This is a genomic window from Paraperlucidibaca baekdonensis, assembly GCF_003387535.1.
Classification (GTDB): domain Bacteria; phylum Pseudomonadota; class Gammaproteobacteria; order Pseudomonadales; family Moraxellaceae; genus Perlucidibaca; species Perlucidibaca baekdonensis.
The window spans coordinates 382437-394664 of record NZ_QUNR01000002.1 but is presented as its reverse complement, the minus strand read 5'-3'; the positions used below and the strand labels follow the sequence as shown (position 1 = coordinate 394664).

The 12228-nt window shown below is 58.8% G+C and carries 14 protein-coding genes; 10 read left to right on the top strand and 4 right to left on the bottom strand.

The window, feature by feature from the left end; translation table 11 throughout:
- Window positions 1-51: 51 nt before the first annotated feature.
- Window positions 52-303, bottom strand: a complete 252-nt coding sequence (locus DFR26_RS05895; protein ID WP_116208031.1) for a TIGR03643 family protein — start codon at window positions 301-303, stop codon at window positions 52-54.
- A gap of 157 nt (window positions 304-460) precedes the next feature.
- Between DFR26_RS05895 and tpx the strand changes: the two genes are divergently transcribed.
- Window positions 461-961, top strand: coding sequence for a thiol peroxidase (gene tpx / locus DFR26_RS05890; protein WP_116208030.1), 501 nt, complete (start codon window positions 461-463; stop codon window positions 959-961).
- A 37-nt stretch (window positions 962-998) separates the two neighbouring features.
- A complete protein-coding gene (locus DFR26_RS05885; RefSeq protein WP_116208029.1) occupies window positions 999-2069 on the top strand; it encodes a patatin-like phospholipase domain-containing protein in 1071 nt (356 codons plus the stop codon).
- Here DFR26_RS05885 and DFR26_RS05880 read toward each other — a convergent pair.
- Together DFR26_RS05880 and DFR26_RS05875 are read right to left on the bottom strand one after the other, a co-directional pair.
- Window positions 2031-3236 (bottom strand): Bcr/CflA family multidrug efflux MFS transporter, encoded by a 1206-nt coding sequence (locus DFR26_RS05880; RefSeq protein ID WP_116208028.1) that lies wholly within the window; start codon window positions 3234-3236, stop codon window positions 2031-2033. The genes DFR26_RS05885 and DFR26_RS05880 overlap by 39 nt on opposite strands.
- A complete protein-coding gene (locus DFR26_RS05875; protein ID WP_116208027.1) occupies window positions 3233-4717 on the bottom strand; it encodes a DNA recombination protein RmuC in 1485 nt (494 codons plus the stop codon). Before DFR26_RS05875 ends, DFR26_RS05880 begins: the two co-directional genes overlap by 4 nt.
- A 188-nt stretch (window positions 4718-4905) precedes the next feature.
- Between DFR26_RS05875 and tusD the strand changes: the two genes are divergently transcribed.
- The 8 genes from tusD (at window position 4906) to DFR26_RS05835 (ending at window position 10665) form a co-directional block, all read left to right on the top strand.
- Entirely contained in the window at window positions 4906-5301 is a 396-nt protein-coding gene (gene tusD / locus DFR26_RS05870) for a sulfurtransferase complex subunit TusD (RefSeq protein WP_116208026.1), read from the top strand.
- Window positions 5301-5642, top strand: coding sequence for a DsrE family protein (locus DFR26_RS05865; RefSeq protein ID WP_116208025.1), 342 nt, complete (start codon window positions 5301-5303; stop codon window positions 5640-5642). The genes tusD and DFR26_RS05865 overlap by 1 nt, the downstream gene beginning before the upstream one ends.
- Window positions 5639-5905: a DsrH/TusB family sulfur metabolism protein gene (locus tag DFR26_RS05860; protein ID WP_116208024.1), complete on the top strand. Its 267-nt coding sequence runs from the start codon at window positions 5639-5641 to the stop codon at window positions 5903-5905. Before DFR26_RS05865 ends, DFR26_RS05860 begins: the two co-directional genes overlap by 4 nt.
- Window positions 5902-6261, top strand: a complete 360-nt coding sequence (locus DFR26_RS05855) for a TusE/DsrC/DsvC family sulfur relay protein (RefSeq protein ID WP_116208023.1) — start codon at window positions 5902-5904, stop codon at window positions 6259-6261. Before DFR26_RS05860 ends, DFR26_RS05855 begins: the two co-directional genes overlap by 4 nt.
- A 2-nt stretch (window positions 6262-6263) precedes the next feature.
- Window positions 6264-7313: a glycosyl transferase family protein gene (locus DFR26_RS05850; RefSeq protein WP_116208022.1), complete on the top strand. Its 1050-nt coding sequence runs from the start codon at window positions 6264-6266 to the stop codon at window positions 7311-7313.
- Window positions 7310-8227 carry a DUF1853 family protein gene (locus DFR26_RS05845; RefSeq protein WP_116208021.1) on the top strand — a complete coding sequence of 306 codons (918 nt, stop codon included), beginning with the start codon at window positions 7310-7312 and terminating at the stop codon, window positions 8225-8227. The genes DFR26_RS05850 and DFR26_RS05845 overlap by 4 nt, the downstream gene beginning before the upstream one ends.
- 79 nt (window positions 8228-8306) lie before the next feature.
- Entirely contained in the window at window positions 8307-9653 is a 1347-nt protein-coding gene (locus DFR26_RS05840) for a cytochrome ubiquinol oxidase subunit I (RefSeq protein WP_116208020.1), read from the top strand.
- Window position 9654: 1 nt separating this feature from the next.
- Window positions 9655-10665 (top strand): cytochrome d ubiquinol oxidase subunit II, encoded by a 1011-nt coding sequence (locus DFR26_RS05835; protein ID WP_220375714.1) that lies wholly within the window; start codon window positions 9655-9657, stop codon window positions 10663-10665.
- A gap of 11 nt (window positions 10666-10676) precedes the next feature.
- Here DFR26_RS05835 and DFR26_RS05830 read toward each other — a convergent pair whose 3' ends face one another.
- Window positions 10677-12116, bottom strand: coding sequence for an amidase (locus DFR26_RS05830; protein WP_116208018.1), 1440 nt, complete (start codon window positions 12114-12116; stop codon window positions 10677-10679).
- Window positions 12117-12228: the final 112 nt, after the last annotated feature.

Here is a 12228-nt window from a genome sequence, read left to right as displayed (position 1 = left end):
GACCATAAAAAAAGCGCCTAAATGGCGCTTTTTTTTGCCCACGTTCATCATCTAGCGATGCTTATATTGCGTAGCGCTATAGCCGCGAGATACGGCCGGATCGCGGCGTTGCAGGTGCTTAGTGGCACGACCTGAGACGCGCTTGCGCCATAGCCTAAAACTGCTGGGCTTGAGAGACCGGCGCATGAAGCTAATGACCTCAGGCTCGCTCAAACCAAATTGCTGCTCTATCGCCTCAAATGGCGTGCGGTCTTCCCACGCCATCTCAATAATGCGCGATGTATCTTCTGCAGAAAATGTCATGGCTTGCTAATCCAGATCAATAAATCACAATCGCATTCTTAGAAAAAGTAGGCCACGGAGGCACTCTACAAAACCTAAATCTCGGCAATGACCACTGCCCAAACGCAGCGCCATCTGTTTTACTCGTGAATCAAAATATTCACTATAGGAACTCGATATGGCAATGGTCACTCTGCATGGCAACCCCGTCGCGGTCAGCGGCAACTTACCCAGCGTCGGCCAAACGGCACCCGCTTTCTCACTGGTCAAAGGCGACCTGTCAGATGTCACGCTGGCGAACTTTGCCGGCCAACGCAAAGTCCTCAACATTTTCCCCAGCGTAGATACACCCACCTGCGCCATCTCAGTGCGTCAGTTCAACGCCAAGGTCGCGGCACTCAGCAACACGGTGGTGCTGTGTATTTCTGCCGACCTGCCCTTTGCCCAAGCGCGCTTTTGCGGCGCTGAAGGTCTCGATGCCGTGGTGAATTTGTCGACCCTGCGTGGCGCTGAGTTTCTCGCCGACTACGGCGTGCTAATTGCCGATGGCCCCTTGAAAGGTCTGGCGGCGCGCGCGGTTGTGGTGCTCGACGAAAATAATGCCGTGTTGCATAGCGAATTGGTTGCTGAAATTGGTGATGAACCCAACTACGCAGCGGCCTTAGCGGTGTTGGCATAAGCGTGCCAGTCCTCGCGGCGCGCTTATCGGCAGCACGATGAAATCGCTGCCCTTTATTCTGCGCGCCGGAACGCTGGCGCGCGCGCACATCGAGGCTCATGGCTTCGATGCCAATAGCGTCGCCGCGCTCGGCCTGCCTGCGGGTGGGCCGAAGTTTCTCATTCTCAAACACCTCGATGACTATGTGTTCGGCCCATGGCTGGCGCAACGCCAGACGCCGTTGCCGGCCTTTGGTTCATCGATCGGTGCTTTTCGCTTGGTCGCCGCCGCGCATCAAGACCCAGCCGCGGCGCTCGATCGCCTTGTAGCGGCCTATAGCGCCCAGCATTACGCCAGCAAACCCAGCGCCGCTGAAGTCACCGAGCAGGTGCGCAACATCGTCAATGAGTTAGTGCGCTTCGATGAGCTGAGCACGCTCATCGATCACCCCAAGCTGCACTTGCACTTGATCACGGCGCGCTGCAAAGGCTTGAGTGCACACCGGCGGCCCTGGTTGCAGCTTTTGGGCCTAGGACAGGCGTATCTGGCAAATTATCGTGGCCGCGAGCGCTTGGCGCGACACATGGAGCGCTGCGTATTTCATAGCGGCCCTGCGCCCTCGCCGCTGCTCGATAGCGATGCCTTCACCACGCATCAAATTGCGCTGAGTCGAGAGAATTTGACTGAGGCCACACTCGCCAGCGGCACCATTCCGTGGCTGATGCATGCGGTGCGCGACATCACCGGTGCACCGCCGGGCGCGCACATCGATGGCGGCATCGTGGACTACCACATGGATATGCCCTTAAAGCCAGCGCGCCCAGAAGCCTCACCGATTTTATTCGTCCCGCATTATGAATCGCGCTTGGTGCCGGGCTGGTTCGATAAACGCTTACCCAAACGCACGCCAACGCAAGCCGAGCGCTTGCTGCTGCTCTCGCCGTCGCCCGAGCTGGTGGCCTCGCTGCCGGGTGGGGTTATTCCCAGTCGTGAAGATTTTAAGACCTATCATGGCCGCGATGCCGAGCGCCTAAAGGCCTGGCGCGCCGCCATTGAGGCCAGCCGCGCCATCGCCGAAAGCTTTGCTGAACTAGGCGACCGGGGTCGCCTGCTCGAGGCCGTCCGGTAAAAACCGGCTGCGCAAACACGCGGCAATACCACACACCGCAATAACGCCGCCGAGAACGGCGGCATTTTGCCCCTGCAGCGCACTCACCACACTCGCGGCGATCGCCCCCGAGACACTACCGATGGTGCCGTACAGCGCTGAGGCGGTGCCGGCCTGCTGCTTAAACGGCTGCAAGGCCAAAATGGTGGCATTGGGCAGCACAAAACCCAAGCACGCGGTGTAAATGACTAATGGCGCAATCAGCGCCCAAAAGCCGCCCCAGCCAGTCATCGCCAGCAGGCCAAAACAACTGCCCGCGATCATTTGCAGGATGAGACTGCGCTGCAACACCGTGCGCGGCGTCCAGCGATCGAGGATGCGGCTATTGACCTGTGTAGCCATGATAAGACAGAACGCATTGGCGCCGAAGAGGAAGCCATACTGCTGCGCATCGAGGCCAAAATAAACCATAAATACAAATGGCGAGGCGGCAATAAACGCATACAAACCGGCCATGCTAACGCTGCTGGTGAGCGCAAAACCGCGGAATTGATGCGACTTCAGCAATGACCCATAGGCCTTCAAGCTGTGGCCTAAACGCAGCGGTTGGCGATCGGCCACAGCCAGCGTTTCGGGCAGTTTGTTATGCAGCAGCCAGAGCACCAAGCTGCCGTACAGCGCAAGCATGCCAAAGATGCTATGCCAGCCGAACCAGACCAAAAGCTGGCCACCGAGCATGGGCGCGACCATCGGCGCCACGCCCATAACCAACATCATGGCGGCATACATGCGTGAGGCCTCAGCACCATCGAAACTATCACGCACTACCGCGCGGGCAATCACCACCCCCGCGCAAGCGCCGAGTGCCTGCACAAAACGCAGCGCAATCAGCGTTTCCACCGTACTCACCCACATACAGGCCAACGAGGTGATGGCAAACAGCCCGATGCCAAAATACAGCGGTGGCTTACGGCCAAAGCGATCAGCCAGCGGGCCATAAAACAACTGGCCAATGGCAAAGGCGGCGAAAAATGACGCCAGCGTGAGCTGCAAATGCGCCGGATCAGTGAGCAGTGCGCGCTGCAATTCGGGCAGCGCTGGTAGGTACATGTCGATGGACATTGGCGCGAAAGCCGTGAGACTGCCGAGCATAAACACCAGCAGCGGCGTGCGCGCTAAGGCGGTCATGTCAGTGGCTCACTGTCGCGATCGGCATCGTCAATATCGGCGTCATCGAGAAGCGCTTGGCTGAGGCGTTTTTTCGGCGTAGTGATGCCGAGCTTACGGAGCTTCTCAGCCTGGCCAACGAGATTGCCACTGCCGCTTTTCAGCTGCTTAAACGCCGAGTCGTAAGCCGTTTGTGCTTGCGTGATGCGCTCACCGACTTTTGCCAAATTCTCGCTAAAGCCGACGAATTTGTCATACAGCTCACGGCCACGATTGGCAATTTCTTGGGCATTGCGCGTCTGGTTTTCCTGCTGCCACACATGCGCGACCATGCGCATAACAAACAGCAAGGTATTTGGGCTGACCAGCAAGATATTGCGCGCCCATGCATCTTGCCAGAGCTGCGCATCACTGGTGGTGGCGAGTAAAAATGCCGGCTCCACGGGGACAAACATCAGCACAAAATCCGGCGAACTATTGGGGAAAATATCCTGATAATTGCGCTCAGAAAGCCCCTTAATGTGCGACCGAATCGAGTCCAAATGACGCTTCAAGGCCGCCGCACGCGTGGCGTCATCGCTGGCGTTGGCGTAGTCCATATAAGCGTTTAACGACATTTTCGCATCGATGATTAAGTGCTTGTTATCAGGCAAGTTAATGATGACATCGGGCTGCGCACGGGTGCCATCCTCGCGGGTGTGACTGATCTGCACCTCGTACTGCTGGCCCTTGCTCAGGCCCGAACTTTGCAGCACTTGCTCAAGCACCATCTCGCCCCAATTGCCTTGAGCTTTGTTTTGGCTAGTCAGCGCATTAGTCAGCTCATTGGCGCGCTGGCTGAGCTCTTGATTGAGTTGCATGAGGCTGCCGACTTTCTCCGTGAGCTCGGAGCGCTGCTTAATGTCTTCGCCATGCACGGCATCAACGCGCGCTTGAAACTCACTGATGCGCGTTTTCAGCGGCTCTAATAGTTGCCCCAAAGTCTGCTGGTTTTGCTCACTAAAGCGCTTGGATTTCTCTTCCAAGATTTGCTGCGCCAACAACTCAAACTGCTGTCGTAATGACACTTTAGCTTCTTCCAGCAGCGCTAATTTTTCCTGACTGGCTTGACGCTCAGCATTCAAACGCTCTTGGCTTTGGCGGCGCTCGGCGGCCACTTCTGCAGCTCGCGCCTCGCGCTCGTTAGCGAGCTGCTGCGCCTTGCTTTCGCGCTCAACACTCAGTTGCTGCGCCTGCGCCTGGCGCTCAGAGCTCAGCGTTTGCGTGAGCGTGGCGACTTGTTCGCGCAGCGTCATCAGTTGTGTGTGTTGGGCTGTTTCAGCCGCCAGTAACGCCGCATGCGCCGCATCACTGGCCTCAAGCCGTGCCTGTAATTCCTGCTCGCGCTGCGCCGCATAGGCTTTTTGCACCGCCCATTCGCTCCGATGGCCACGGCCTAGCAACCACCACAGCACACTCACCAACAACGCCGATGCCAGCGCGCTCATCCACACAGTTTCCATAACTTCCTCAATGCCTCGTGCAGGTTAAATCGCGCTCATGCGCGCTCCTGAGTCTGGCTGCTAGCCGATGATTTAGCGATAGCGCCCGCCACTTGTAAAGCCAGCCCGCGAGCTATTTGCACAATCGATCACGCCGGCGTGCCAATCGGGTATGCTAGCACTCTGCAAAATGATGCGATGCGAGCCCGATGCGCCTAAGCTTACTCATTACTGCCGCTCCCGATAGCGAAACCGCCCATCACGCCTGCGGTTTTGCTGAGGCTGCCCTGCGCGGCGGCCATGATATAGTGCGCGTGTTTTTTGCCGATGCCGGCGTTCTCCATGGCCAAGGTCTAAGCACACCAGGGCGCGACTTTCCAAGCCTCTGCCAGCGTTGGCAAGCGCTGCATAAAAGCCATGATCTTGAGCTCGTGCTTTGTGTCTCGGCGGCGTTGCATTACGGCGTGCTCGATGATGCGAACGCTGCCAGCTGGGAACAGCCGCACAGCAGTGTCGCTGAGGGGTTTATCATTAGTGGGCTTGGCCAGCTCGCCGAAGCACAGCTTGCTAGCCAGCAGCTTGTGACCTTCCCAGGAGCACTCTGATGCGCCTGTTATACATCGCCGCCAGCGACCCCTACGCCAATCAGCACGCTCAAACCTTGCTCGATGCCCTGCTAGTCGCTGCCAGTTTTGGCGCGCAAGTCAGCGTTCTTTTTCAAGGCCATGGCTTATTGCAACTGATGCCTGAACAAGATGGCGCGCTACTGAGCCGCCGCAGCCTTGGCGCGCAGCTCGACGCATTGCCGCTATTTGATATCGACGCCATTTACGTCGATCACGCCGATGCCCAGCGCTTCGGACTGGCTGATACTGGATTTGAGGCCTTACATGCCGATGCCATCGCCGCCTTAATTGCCGCTCATGACCAAGTGATTCGCCTATGAGTACCTTGCATGTGGTGTTTAGCGCCGAGCTACCCGAGGCCCTAAGTCGCTGCTGGGCTGATGGTGATGCGCTCTTGCTCGCCGGACCGTGTGTGCTGTTGGCCATGCACTCAGCGACCCTACCCTCGCCGTGCTTTGCGCTCAGCGATAGCGTACAAAGCCGCGGTCTGACTGCGCACTGGCCCGAGCACATCGCCTGCATCACGCATCATCAATGGCTAGAGTTACTCGCCACACACCGGCGCAGCCTGAGCTGGTCATGAGTGCATTTTGGCAAATACAGGCGCTCGACTTAGCCCTAGCAAGCGCCGAACAATTCGATGGCGAGGGTTTTTTACGCCAGCCCAGTGACTGGACGCCGGCCTTGGGCGAGGCCATTGCCGCGTGCATTCCGGCGCTGGCGGCCTTGAGCGCAGAGCATCTCGCCGTACTCAACGCCGCCCGCGACTTTTATCAGCGCTATCAACGCATGCCGACCACGCGCGTATTTGTTAAATACTTAAGCACCGAGGTGCCAAGCGTGGCCAATAGCCTCGCACTGATGCGGCTGTTTCCCGACACGCCCATGCGCTGGGTGGCCATTTGCGCCGGCCTACCAAAACCACCGAACTGCTTTTAATTATGCGAAATCAATATCTTATAGCCGAACATCCATTCGCCCAATACGTGCGTATCTTGGGCAAGGGCAAAACCTCGAGTCGCTCACTCAGTCTCGATGAGGCCCGCGATGCCATGGCGATGATCATCGCGGGCGAAGTTGAGCCGGTGCAGATTGGCGCGTTTCTGATGCTCTTGCGCGTGAAGGAAGAGAGCCCTGAGGAGCTCGCCGGTTTTGTCATGGCGGCGAAAACGGCGATTGCACATCAGCGCGATAGCGACTTAAACGCCGCTGGCCTGCCGGCGCTTAAGGCCGATTTGGATTGGTCATCCTATGCCGGCAAGCGCAAACATTATCCGTGGTTTTTGCTGGCCGTGAAGCTGCTCTGCCAGCGCGGCGTGCGCATCTTTATGCATGGCGCCAGCGGCCACACCAGCAATCGTCTCTACACCGAAGCCGTGCTGCCGAGCGTCGGCCTGCCGGTTTGCGCAAGCTGGGCGGAGGCGCAAATGGCCATTGGCGAGACTAATTTTGCCTACCTGCCGCTGAGCGTACTCACGCCAGTGCTCGATGACATGATCAGCCTGCGCGGCCTACTCGGCCTGCGCTCGCCGGTGCACACGCTGACGCGACTGCTGAACCCAACCGATGCGCCGGCGGTCATGCAGGCCATCTTTCATCCGGCCTACCGCGAGTCGCACCAACGCGCGGCGCTGCTACTCGGTTACGCCAATAGCTGCGTGATTAAGGGCGATGGCGGCGAAATTGAGCGCAATCCCGATGGCAGCTGTCTGGCCAAGCGCGTGGTCAACGGCGAGCCGGTCGATGAAGACTGGCCGATGATATTTACCCAACGCCATGCGCCCGAGGAAAGTTTCGACGACCAACTCTTGATGCGTGTCTGGCGCGGCGAGCAGGCCCACGAGTACGGCGAAATGGCAGTAATTGGCACGCTGGCATTGACCTTGCGGACGCTCGGCTTAAGCCCGAACCCAGAGGCCGCCATGCTGATGGCCGAGCGACTTTGGCAGCAGCGCCTTGACGCCTCTGCGCCGCCGCTGATGCGCGCGTGAAGCCTCAGCATGAACCCTGGCTAGCGTTTCGCACGCCGGCCGTGCGCGACCTGGCTTGGCTAATCGGCACGCCGCCCTTGCTGACGCCATCCATTGCTGGCGAGACTGGCGCATCACCTACCGCTAGCACAAAAGATCTGAGCGCTTTTCGCGATGTGCATTGGCCATCTTCCGCATTTTTTAGCGAGCTGCTGCACGACACCACGCCGTTGCTGCACGCCCTCGATGCCGATCCCGCAGCGCTCATCGCGCACAGTGAAAACAGCCGTGACTTCCGCCTCGGCGTCTATGTTGAGCGGCTCTTGGGCTTTTGGCTGGCGCACCCCGACAACCCGCGCTACGCCTCAGTGGCCGCCAATATCCCGGTGCGCGATCAGGGCGTCACACTTGGCGAAATGGACTATTTGGTGCGCTCAAAGGCCGATGGCACGCTGCTGCATCTAGAGCTTGCCGTGAAGTTTTATTTGGGTCGCCCCGAGCCGCATCCCAACCAGCAATGGCTGGGCCCTGGCCTGCACGATCGGCTCGATATCAAGCGCGATCATCTGTGCCGGCATCAGCTAGCGTTGAGCCAACAGCCCGTGGCGCGTGCGGCCATTGCGCAGCGGCTCAACGAGCTCGGCGAGCTGCCGCTGGCCGATGCGCCCATCGCGCGGGCCTGCTGGCTCAAAGGTCGGCTCTTTCACGCCGCCGATGCACAATGGCATGCCGCTGATCCGGCGCACGGCAACCCAGATGCTCTGCGCGGCCAATGGCGCATCAGCGCGGCGCAAACCAGCAACGCCTACAGCGCCATCGCCAGCAAAAATAGTGCAGAACATGATCATCCGCGCCTGCGTGGCGAGCGTTTGTACCAGACTCAGTGGACAGTCACCCCCGACTGGCCACAGACGGCGTATAGTCCGCGGCGCTGACATTTTGCTACTGAAAACCTGCACAGTTACCTAATTTATAGTTTAGTATTATATAAATTGTTATATTGAGGCATGACGCATGACCGATCCCGCCCTACTCGACGCCGTGATGCTCTCGCGCATCCAATTCGCCGCCAACATCAGCTTTCATATTCTTTTCCCGACCATCAGCATGGGCTTAGCTTGGCTGATGGTGTTTTTCAAAGTCCGCTATCACCTCACCGGCGATGCTGCCTGGCTGCGCGTCTATCAGTTCTGGCTAAAAATATTCGCGCTCACCTTCGCAGTTGGCGTGGTCACCGGCATCACCATGTCCTTCCAGTTTGGCACCAACTGGCCGGGCTATATGAACACCGTCGGCAATATTGCCGGGCCGCTATTGGCCTACGAAGTGATGACCGCGTTCTTTTTGGAAGCCACCTTTCTCGGCATCATGCTCTTTGGTCGCGGCCGCGTCTCCGAAACCGTGCACACCCTGGCCTGCTTCTTGGTGGCCTTTGGCACCAGCATGTCGGCGTTTTGGATTCTGGCACTAAACTCGTGGATGCAAACGCCGGCCGGCTTTGAAATGATCGACGGCAAAGCCCATGTGACCAGCTGGATGGCGGTGATTTTTAACCCATCCATGCCCTATCGACTAGCACATATGTTGCTCGCCAGTGGTCTCACTGCAGCATTTTTGGTGGCCGGCATTTCCGCCTACCGTTGGCTGCGCGGCGACCAAACCGATGAAGTTCGCAAAGCCCTGCGTACTGGCGTGTTTTTAGCGGCGGCGCTGATTCCCGCGCAAATCATGCTCGGCGATGCCCACGGCCTCAATACGCTGGCGCATCAGCCTGCCAAAGTCGCCGCCATTGAAGGCGTATGGACGCGCGAAGCCTCGGTGCCGCTGCTGCTCTTTGCCCTACCCAATGCGCAAGAAAAACGCAACGATTACGCCATCGGCGTGCCTTACGGCGCCAGCTTAATTTTGACGCACTCGCTGCATGGCGAACTGCCCGGCCTCGATGAATTTCCGCAAGGCCACGCACCGGTGGCGCCCGTATTTTGGTCATTCCGTGTGATGGTCGGCATGGGCATGCTGATGCTTGCCGTGGCCTGGGGCTTTGCCTTCCTGCTTTGGCGGCGCGGCAATAATCTCCCACGCTGGCCATTGCGCGGGTTGGTCGCGATGACCTTCTCCGGCTGGGTGGCGACACTCGCGGGTTGGTATGTCACCGAAATCGGCCGCCAGCCCTGGCTAGTCACCAACGTCTTGCTGACCAAAGACGCCATCGGCGCCGTGCCTGCTGCCACCATTTTCGGCTCATTAACTATGTATGTATTGATGTACGCGTTCTTGCTGGTGGCCTATGTGTCGGTGGTGTTCTACCTTGCGCAAAAAGCCCCGCACAGCATCGATCATGACGCCCTCGGAGGTCATTGATATGTTGCCTTGGATTCCCGATGCCTATTTGCCGCTGATTTTTGCCGGCCTAATGGGCTTTACGCTGCTGCTTTATGGTCTGCTCGATGGCCTCGATCTGGGCGTGGGCGTGCTGCTGCGGCGCGCGACTATCGACGATAAACACATGATGATCGCCAGCATTGGCCCATTTTGGGACGCTAACGAGACCTGGCTGGTGCTCGGTGTTGGTTTGCTGCTGGTGGCCTTCCCGGTCGCGCATGGCATCATTTTGGGCGCGCTCTATGTACCGGTGTTGGTGCTGCTACTCGGCCTGATTTTGCGTGGCGTGGCCTTCGATTTCCGCGTCAAAGCGCGCGCTAACCATCAGCCATTATGGAATTTCGCGTTTTACTTTGGCTCACTGATGGCCTGCTTGTCGCAGGGCTATATGCTCGGCCACTTCCTCACCAATTTCGCCAACTCGTGGATGGCCTACGGCTTCGCGGCGTTCATCGGTTTGTGCTTTATTGCTGGCTACGCGCTGCTTGGCGCCTGCTGGCTGATTTTGAAAACCGAGGGTCTCTTGCGTCAGCGCGCGGTGCATTGGGCGCGCGGCGCGCTGTGGCTCACCGCCGCCGGCATCGCCGCCATTTCATTAGCCACCCCGCTGGTCAGCGCGCGTATGGCCGAACGCTGGTTTAGCCTGCCGAACTTGTATTATTTGCTGCCCGTGCCGGTGATTACCACCGCGCTGGTGCTAATGCTCGATCGTGTGCTCGCCAGCCTCATCGGCAACGATAACGAGCGCTACAGCTGGGTGCCATTTGCCGGCGTGGTGACGCTATTTTGCATCGCCTCGGGCGGCTTGGCCTACAGCCTGTTTCCCTACATCATCATTGATCAGATGACCATTGCCGAGGCCGCTGCCGACCCCGAGGCCCTACGTGTGGTGCTGATGGGCGTGATGGTGGTGCTGCCGGTGATCTTGCTCTACACCGCGTATTCGTATCGCGTGTTTTGGGGCAAGGCGCAGCCGCTGCTGTATCGCTAAAGCCGCGACCATCACCCGGTATAAAGCCCTAGGTGGTGGAACGGCTGCGCCGCCTCCAGCTCAAACGCCAGCGCCAGCAAGCGGCGCTCCTCGCCCCTAGCACCGGAGAGCTGCACGGCAATCGGCAAGCCCTCTGGCGTACGGCCCATGGGCATCGATAGCGCCGGCGTGCCGGCGGCATTGTTGAGTGGCGTGAAACTGACGTAGTCACGTAGGCGCTCAAACAGCGACTCAAATGATTGGGTCGGCGATAAATGCCCAAGCTTAGGCGTGGTGTGCGCGAGCACCGGCGACAGCACCACATCGCAGCCACGGAATATTTTCGCGTAATCCGCCGCCACACGTTTCATACCCCAGAGCATCATCGGCGTGCGCCAGATATGCTCGCGATAAAACTGTGCCAGCCCTTTACTCAGATTGTCGGTCAGTGATTTATCGAAATCCGGGCCCATGAGCTTGGTGCCAAAAGTGCTCAGCAAAAACGACAACAGGCCCCAGTACTGACTGAAGTCATCGGCAAAGCTGTCGCGAATTGGCAGCTCAATGACATCGACACGATGGCCAAGGCTCTCGAGCAGCCGCGCGGTGGCCTCAACGGTTTCGCGCGTGGCGGCATCGGTGGCCTGGCCAGTGATGGAATCGAGCACGAGACCAATGCGCTGGCGTTTGTCATCGGGGCCGCTGACCTGCCCCACTGGGCGCATTTTTTTGCCACGATAATGCTGCTCCATGGCGTAGAAAAACTCTGCCGTATCACGCACGCTGCGCGTCACCACGCCCTCACCGATGATATTGACCGGCAATGCCGCCGCCGACTCACCATCAATAAAACGCCCGCGTGTGGGTTTCAGGCCAATCAGCCCGCAGGCCGCCGCCGGAATGCGAATCGAGCCACCGCCATCGTTCGCATGGGCAATTGGCACCACACCCGCGGCCACCAGTGCCGCCGAGCCGCCCGATGACGCACCCGCCGAATACGCGGTGTGCCACGGATTGACCGTAGCTGGGCGGCTCATGAACTCAGTGGAGGCATTGAAGCCAAACTCTGGCAAGCTCGATTTGCCCAACACATTGAGGCCCGTGCTTAAGTAGTGCTCGGCAAAGGCGCTGGTGTGCTTGGCCGGTATGGAGCCCACCGCCAATGAGCCGTGGCGCGTGGGTAGGCCCTGCAAGTCGGTATTGTCTTTGATAAACGTGGGGATACCGGCAAATGCGCCGCCGTGCTGGCGCTGCGCGCCAAGACGTGCGGTTTCATAAGTCGGCAACACGATGGCATTGAGTTGACCGTTGACCTGTTCGGCACGGGCAATGGCCGCCTCTGTGAGCTCGAGTGGCGAGACTTCACCGCGCTGCAAGCGCACGCGCATGGCCACGGCATCATCGAGGCCAAGGGCATCATCGGAGGAAAAGGCATGACAGCGCATGTCTGTGTGAGTCGTTTTGGTGGCCATGGTGTAGGCACTCCTGTTGTTATTTTTCTAGCGTATTGAGTGGCTTGCAGGCTATTCGCTTGGCTGCGCCGAGGCAAGCAAAAGTCCATTTTGCCATTGTAAAAAACTATCG

Excerpts from the sequence above, each read along its gene's own strand:
- tpx (WP_116208030.1), top strand. The coding sequence starts at position 461 with ATGGCAATGGTCACTCTGCATGGCAACCCCGTCGCGGTCAGCGGCAAC.
- DFR26_RS05855 (WP_116208023.1), top strand. The coding sequence starts at position 5,902 with ATGAGTGCATTTTGGCAAATACAGGCGCTCGACTTAGCCCTAGCAAGC.
- DFR26_RS05895 (WP_116208031.1), bottom strand. The coding sequence starts at position 303 with ATGACATTTTCTGCAGAAGATACATCGCGCATTATTGAGATGGCGTGG.
- DFR26_RS05850 (WP_116208022.1), top strand. The coding sequence starts at position 6,264 with ATGCGAAATCAATATCTTATAGCCGAACATCCATTCGCCCAATACGTG.
- DFR26_RS05860 (WP_116208024.1), top strand. The coding sequence starts at position 5,639 with ATGAGTACCTTGCATGTGGTGTTTAGCGCCGAGCTACCCGAGGCCCTA.
- DFR26_RS05880 (WP_116208028.1), bottom strand. The coding sequence starts at position 3,236 with ATGACCGCCTTAGCGCGCACGCCGCTGCTGGTGTTTATGCTCGGCAGT.
- DFR26_RS05865 (WP_116208025.1), top strand. The coding sequence starts at position 5,301 with ATGCGCCTGTTATACATCGCCGCCAGCGACCCCTACGCCAATCAGCAC.
- tusD (WP_116208026.1), top strand. The coding sequence starts at position 4,906 with ATGCGCCTAAGCTTACTCATTACTGCCGCTCCCGATAGCGAAACCGCC.
- DFR26_RS05835 (WP_220375714.1), top strand. The coding sequence starts at position 9,655 with ATGTTGCCTTGGATTCCCGATGCCTATTTGCCGCTGATTTTTGCCGGC.
- DFR26_RS05885 (WP_116208029.1), top strand. The coding sequence starts at position 999 with ATGAAATCGCTGCCCTTTATTCTGCGCGCCGGAACGCTGGCGCGCGCG.
- DFR26_RS05840 (WP_116208020.1), top strand. The coding sequence starts at position 8,307 with ATGACCGATCCCGCCCTACTCGACGCCGTGATGCTCTCGCGCATCCAA.
- DFR26_RS05830 (WP_116208018.1), bottom strand. The coding sequence starts at position 12,116 with ATGGCCACCAAAACGACTCACACAGACATGCGCTGTCATGCCTTTTCC.
- DFR26_RS05875 (WP_116208027.1), bottom strand. The coding sequence starts at position 4,717 with ATGGAAACTGTGTGGATGAGCGCGCTGGCATCGGCGTTGTTGGTGAGT.